Below are 6,008 nucleotides of genomic sequence, written 5' to 3'. Positions count from 1 at the left end.
CGGATGACCAGACGCTCTCGGGCGGCATCCACTTGGGCATTTGGAGCCTCTCCCTCGGTTCGTCTCATGAGATCTTGCCCGAGAAGGCGCTCAGGTCGTTGTCGACGATCACCTCGGCCACGGACCACCCTCGCCGCTTGCATAGCGCCCGGCCGTCCTTCTCCTGGCGGGCCACGCCGAGGCCGTCGCCATTGTCGTCCTTGCTGATACGGGCGTACACGACGGCCGCTGTGGCTTTGGTCACAAGGGTTAGATTAGCGCATTTCCGCCTCAGCTCGACCCTTCTGTCATCGCGGGCCAGCCCCGCTGTCGTAGCAACTGGTATGGCCCGGTAGCGTGCCGGAGATGAGAGTGTGGCCGGGTAGCCCCTATCCGCTCGGCGGGACCTTCGACGGAGCAGGCGCGAACTTCTCGCTGTTCTCCGAGGTGGCCGAGGGTGTGGAGCTGTGCCTGTTCGACCAGGACGGTACGGAGCGGCGCGTCGAGCTTGACGAGGTTGACGGCTTCTGCTGGCACGGCTACCTGCCCGGGATCGAGCCGGGCCAACGCTACGGATGGCGGGTTCACGGGCCCGACGTCCCGGCCGAGGGGCACCGGTGCAACCCGGCCAAGCTGCTGCTGGACCCCTACGCCAAGGCGGTCGAGGGTCACGTGCGCTGGGACCCGGCGGTGTACGGCCACGGACCGACGGACCCGGTGAAGGCCAACAGGACCGACAGCGCCCCGTTCGTGCCGCGCTCGGTCGTCGTCAATCCCTACTTCGACTGGGGGAACGACCGACCACCGGGCACGCCTTGGCACGACACGGTCGTGTACGAGGTCCACGTCCGCGGCTTCACCATCCGCCACCCCGGACTGGACCCGGAGGTGCGCGGCACGTACGCGGGCCTGGCCAGCCCTGAGGCCATCGAGCATCTCCAGCGTCTCGGGGTCACCGCTGTCGAGCTCCTACCGGTCCACCAGTTCGTGCACGACAACGTCCTCGTGGAGAAGGGTCTCCGCAACTACTGGGGTTACAACTCGATCGGGTACCTCGCGCCGCACAACGAGTACAGCGCCAGTGGCCAGCGTGGCCAGCAGGTACAGGAGTTCAAGTCCATGGTGAAGGCGCTGCACGACGCCGGCATCGAGGTGATCCTCGACGTGGTCTACAACCACACCGCCGAGGGCAATCACCTCGGACCGGTACTGAGCTTTCGCGGCATCGACAACGCCGCCTACTACCGGCTGGCCGAGGACCCCCGGTTCTATACCGACTACACGGGCACGGGCAACAGCCTGAACATGCGCCAGCCCCACGTCCTGCAGCTCATCATGGACTCGCTGCGGTACTGGGTGACGGACATGCACGTCGACGGGTTTCGCTTCGACCTGGCCTCGACCCTGGCAAGAGAGCTGCACGACGTCGACCGCCTCTCGGCCTTCTTCGATCTCATCCAGCAGGACCCGGTCGTGAGCCAGGTGAAGCTCATCGCCGAGCCGTGGGACGTGGGAGAGGGCGGCTACCAGGTCGGCAACTTCCCGCCCCTTTGGTCGGAGTGGAACGGCAGATACCGGGACTGTGTGCGCGACTACTGGCGCGGGCAGCCCGGGATGCTGGCCGAGTTGGCCTACCGCCTCACCGGGAGCTCGGATCTCTACGAGTCGAGCAGCAGGCGGCCGCACGCCAGCATCAACTTCGTGACCGCCCACGACGGGTTCACGCTCGCCGATCTGGTCTCCTATGACCAGAAGCACAACGAGGCGAACGGCGAGAGCGACCGCGACGGTGAGAGCTACAACCGCTCCTGGAACTGCGGGGTCGAGGGGCCCACCGATGACGCTGACGTGCTCGCCCTGCGCGCCCGCCAGAAGCGGAACTTCCTCGTCACCCTCCTCCTGTCGCAAGGGGCGCCCATGCTCCTGGGCGGTGACGAGCTCGGTCGCACCCAGCGGGGCAACAACAACGCCTACTGCCAGGACAACGACGTCTCGTGGTTCGACTGGGCGCAGGTGGACGAGGGCATGCTGGCCTTCACGTCCGCCCTCGTGGACCTGCGCCGGAGCAACCCCGTCTTCCGGCGCCGCCGCTTCTTCCACGGTCGCCCCTTGCGCGGGTCAGGCATCGGCGACATCGGGTGGTTCACCCCCGCTGGCACCGAGATGACCGAGGCCGACTGGGAGGACGACGACGGCAGGGCCATGGGCGTCTTCCTCAACGGGAGCGCCATCCCTGGCCGGGACACGCGGGGCGAGCGGGTCGCCGGCGACAGCTTCCTTCTCCTGCTCAACGCCGGTCCGGATGTGCTGGGCTTCACCCTGCCCAAGGGCAGCTGGGGGGAGTCGTGGACGAAAGTGCTCGACACCAGCGACGATGGCATCAAGGACGCTGACGAGCACCCGCTGGCCGGGGGGGAGCAGCTGGAGGTGGGCGCCTACGCCAGCGTGCTGCTGCGGCGGGAGGATTGAACCGGAGGCTCCTGGGACCACCGGAGCCGCCCCGTCCGATTGACCCCCCTATGGGCGCAGTAGTCTGTTGGTGCATGCGTCTCTGGCGGCGCCACACGACAGCCACTGGACCTCCCTGATGCCTGATCTGTTCGACAAGTGCCTCACGCCCAAGCTCGAGGAGTACGAGGTCGCCGACTCCATGGGCCTCATCCCCTTCTTCAAGGTGATGGGCAGCGAAGCGGGGCCGACCGTCATCCACGAGGGGCGCCGGGTGATCATGCTCGGGTCCAACAACTACCTGGGTCTGACTGGTGACGAGCGGGTGAAGCGGGCGGCCATCGACGCCGTCGAGGAGTACGGGACGGGGTGCACCGGCAGCCGGCTGATGAACGGCACCCTGCCGATCCACCACGAGCTCGAGGCCGAGCTGTGTGACTGGTTGGGCGCCGAGGCAGGGTTGGTGTTCACCACCGGCTACTCCGTGAACCTCGGGGTCATCTCGACGCTCGTCGGGCCCAACGACGCCACCTTCGTCGACGTCTCGGGGCACGCCAGCATCATCGACGGGGCTCGGTTGGCCCCCGGCGGGTTCCGGTACTTCCGGCACAACTCGGTGTCGAGCCTCGCCCGTCGGCTGAGCTCCTGGCGTCAGGAGGGCGGCGAGGGAGCGCTCGTTGCCGTGGACGGGGTGTACTCGATGGAGGGGGATGTGGCGCCGGTCGGCCCGATCGCTGACACCTGCCGGGAGCTCGGGGCGCGGCTGTTGGTCGACGAGGCCCATGCGCTCGGCGTGCTGGGCCCAAAGGGGGCCGGCGTGGCGGCCGACGCCGGGGTCGAGCCGGACCTCCTCATGGGCACGTTCTCCAAGTCCCTGGCCTCCTGTGGGGGCTTCATCCTGGGGTCCAAGGCGGTGGTGGACTACGTGCGGATCGCCTGCCGTCCGTTCCAGTTCACGGCTTCCGGGGTGCCGGCGGCGCTCGGCGCCGCGCTCGCGGCGCTCCGAGTGGCGCGGGAAGAGGACTGGCGGAGAGTCGCCGTCCGCGAGCGAGCCGACCAGCTCCGGCTCGGGCTTCGCCAGCTCGGCTACGAAGTGGGCACCGACACCGGCACCCCGATCGTGCCGGTGACCATCGGCGAGGAGTGGGAGGCGGGGCGCACCTGGCGGGCCCTGCTGGACAACGGGGTGTACGTCAACTGCGTCATCTCGCCGGCCGTGCCTTCGGGGCGGGCGATGCTGAGGACCTCGGTCATGGCCACCCACACCGAGGCGCACATCGAGGAGGCCCTTCGGGCTTTCGAGGTGGCCCGATCGACGTCGGCCTGACGGGTCCCACCGGGCATCTCGGCTCGAGGCTGCTGGACCTGCTGCTCGGCGACCCACGTGTCGACCGGGTGAGGTCTGTTGCCCGCCGGCCGCTGCCGGAGCACCCCAAGCTGGTGCACACCCGCGGCGACCTGCGCCGTCCGGAGGCCCGCCGCGCCCTGACTGGAGTCGATGTCCTGTGGCACCTCGGCTTCCAGCTCTGGCGCGAGCGGGGCGGCGACGACCCCGAGGACGCCAACCTGGCTGGCACCAGGAACGTGGCGGCCGCCCAGCCGGCCCGGATCGTCTTCGCCTCGTCAGCGGCTGTCTACGGGGCGTGGCCGGGCAACGCCCTCCCCCTCGAGGAGGGCGCCCCGACGCGTCCGAACCCGGAGTGCCCCTATGCCGGTCAGAAGCTGGCGGCCGAGCGGATCTGCGCCGAGGCGGCCCCGTCGGCAGCCCTGCGCATCTGCGCCGTGCTCGGCCCCCATGCAGACCCGGCCGTCCGGCGGGCCACTTCCGGCTACCGCCGCGCCGTGCCGGCGGCGTCGGGGGTGCGCCAGGCCCTGCAGTTCCTGCACGAGGACGATGCCGCCGATGCGCTCTTCCGGGCCGGGCTGTCGACGGACACCGGGGCCTACAACGTGGCCACCGAGGACTGGCTCGACCCTGCCCAGATCGCGGCGATCACCGGCGGCCGGGTCGTCCGGGCGCCCCTGAGGGCGCTCGTGGTCTTCAGCGAGATCGCGTACCGGGCCCGGCTGCTGGGCTTCGGGGCCGACCGCGCCGTCCTGCTCGGCGGCCCGCTCGCCCTGGACCCGACGCGAGCGCGGGACGCCTGGGGGTGGCGGCCGCACCTGGCGTCAGGGACCGTCCTCGGCGGGTTCCTCGCCGCTCAGAGCTCCCGGCGGTAGAGACGCCAGGTCTTGTAGCGCGTACCCCCGACTCCCTCTATGGCGGCGTTCATGGATTTGTTGGTGGCGAGGATCCACGAGGCCTCGGCTCCCGCCATTCCCTTGTCAATGAGGCGGTCGGTGAGCTCCTGGTACAACAGGACGCCGAGCGCCCGGTTCTGCTGGTCTGGACGGACCCCGAGGATGAAGATGCGGGCGCGGGTGGCCCTGGGCAGGCCCCGCAGCAGACGCAACCAGCCGAGGGGGAGCAGCCTGCCGCTGCGCACGCTGCGCAGCACCTCGTTGACGTCGGGAAGGCAGAGCGCCATGGCCAGCACCTCGCCGTCACTGCGCTCGACCGCCAGCATCAGGTCGGGGTCGATGATCCGCTTCAGGCCCTTGGAGAGGTGGTCGATCTCGCCCTTGCTCATCGGGACGAAGCCCCAGTTGTCCGCCCAGGTCTGGTTGAACAGGTCGAAGACGCGCGCCACCTCGACGTTGTAGTTGGCCATGTCCATGCCGCGGACGTGCGCGTCGGCCCGCTTCTTGATCCGCTCCAGCACGGCGCGCTGCCGCTCGGACAGCCGCGCCGTGTCACGCGTGTACCACCAGCCCCAAAGGTCCATCGCCGGCTCCCAGCCCGATCCGGTCCACAGGCGCTCGTAGTAGGGCGGGTTATGTGGTGTCTGGAAAAGGGGAGGATGCTCGAACCCGTCGACGAGCAGCCCGCACTCGTCGTTGGTGGTGAACGAGGCGGGTCCGATGCACACGGCCGCGCCGCGATCGGTCGCCCACTGGCACGCGGTGTCCAGCAGGGCGCTGGCAACGGCGGGGTCGTCGAAGGACTCGAAGAACCCGACCCAGCCCCATGACTCGTCGTGGAGCTCGTTGAAGAGACGGTCGATGCAGGCCCCGATTCGCCCGACCGGCTGACCTCGACGGTAGGCCATCCACAGCTGCGTCTGCTGATGGTCCTGCGCGGGGTAGCGAGGCGAGATGCGATCGTAGATCGTCATCCGGAGGGGTGGCACCCACTCCGGGTCGTGGCCGAAAAGGCGGAACGGGAGCTCGACGAACCGTTGCCGGCCGAGCAGGCCGCGCACGGGGCGTACCTCGAGGGGCATCCGAGGCAGGGTAGTCGCCCCCCTGGGGGTGGTTCGAGGGGCCTCAGCGGGCAGATGCCCCAGCCCCCCTGGCTTGGCCCGGTAAACTCCTCTGTTATGGCGGTGATCGTGTGCCCAGCGCGGGGCGAGGTGCTCAGGCCGGCCCTGGGTTTCGGGCAAGCGGGGCGGGGCTCCGCCGGCCCCTAGCCGGCTGACGCCCGAGGACTGCCAGCGGATGAGACTCCTTGTTGTCTCTGCGAGCATGGGTGCGGGCCATGA

General features: G+C 69.5%; 5 protein-coding genes. 3 read left to right on the top strand and 2 right to left on the bottom strand.

The features are described 5' to 3' along the window. Positions 1 to 64 precede the first annotated feature (64 nt). Complete coding sequence (locus tag VGF64_10600) at positions 65 to 244, bottom strand: recombinase family protein (protein ID HEY1635197.1); 180 nt, start codon at positions 242 to 244, stop codon at positions 65 to 67. A 101-nt stretch (positions 245 to 345) separates the two neighbouring features. Here VGF64_10600 and glgX point away from each other — a divergent pair, with 101 nt between their 5' ends. The 3 genes from glgX (at position 346) to VGF64_10585 (ending at position 4,647) form a co-directional block, all read left to right on the top strand. After that, on the top strand, positions 346 to 2,448 hold the full coding sequence (gene glgX / locus VGF64_10595) for a glycogen debranching protein GlgX (protein ID HEY1635196.1): 2,103 nt from the start codon (positions 346 to 348) through the stop codon (positions 2,446 to 2,448). A 118-nt stretch (positions 2,449 to 2,566) separates the two neighbouring features. Beyond that, positions 2,567 to 3,754: a pyridoxal phosphate-dependent aminotransferase family protein gene (locus VGF64_10590; GenBank protein HEY1635195.1), complete on the top strand. Its 1,188-nt coding sequence runs from the start codon at positions 2,567 to 2,569 to the stop codon at positions 3,752 to 3,754. Continuing rightward, a complete protein-coding gene (locus tag VGF64_10585) occupies positions 3,739 to 4,647 on the top strand; it encodes an NAD-dependent epimerase/dehydratase family protein (GenBank protein HEY1635194.1) in 909 nt (302 codons plus the stop codon). Before VGF64_10590 ends, VGF64_10585 begins: the two co-directional genes overlap by 16 nt. On the opposite strand, the gene VGF64_10580 is transcribed toward VGF64_10585, so the two are convergent. Next, on the bottom strand, positions 4,629 to 5,750 hold the full coding sequence (locus tag VGF64_10580; GenBank protein HEY1635193.1) for a hypothetical protein: 1,122 nt from the start codon (positions 5,748 to 5,750) through the stop codon (positions 4,629 to 4,631). The genes VGF64_10585 and VGF64_10580 overlap by 19 nt on opposite strands. Positions 5,751 to 6,008 lie beyond the last annotated feature (258 nt).

The organism is Acidimicrobiales bacterium (genome assembly GCA_036491125.1).
In the GTDB taxonomy this organism is placed as follows: Bacteria; Actinomycetota; Acidimicrobiia; order Acidimicrobiales; family AC-9; genus AC-9.
This window is presented reverse-complemented; position numbering and strand designations above follow the sequence as displayed.

Bases quoted from the DNA above. Each gene is read 5' to 3' on its own strand.
- VGF64_10580 (HEY1635193.1), bottom strand. From the start codon at position 5,750: ATGCCCCTCGAGGTACGCCCCGTGCGCGGCCTGCTCGGCCGGCAACGG.
- VGF64_10590 (HEY1635195.1), top strand. From the start codon at position 2,567: ATGCCTGATCTGTTCGACAAGTGCCTCACGCCCAAGCTCGAGGAGTAC.
- glgX (HEY1635196.1), top strand. From the start codon at position 346: ATGAGAGTGTGGCCGGGTAGCCCCTATCCGCTCGGCGGGACCTTCGAC.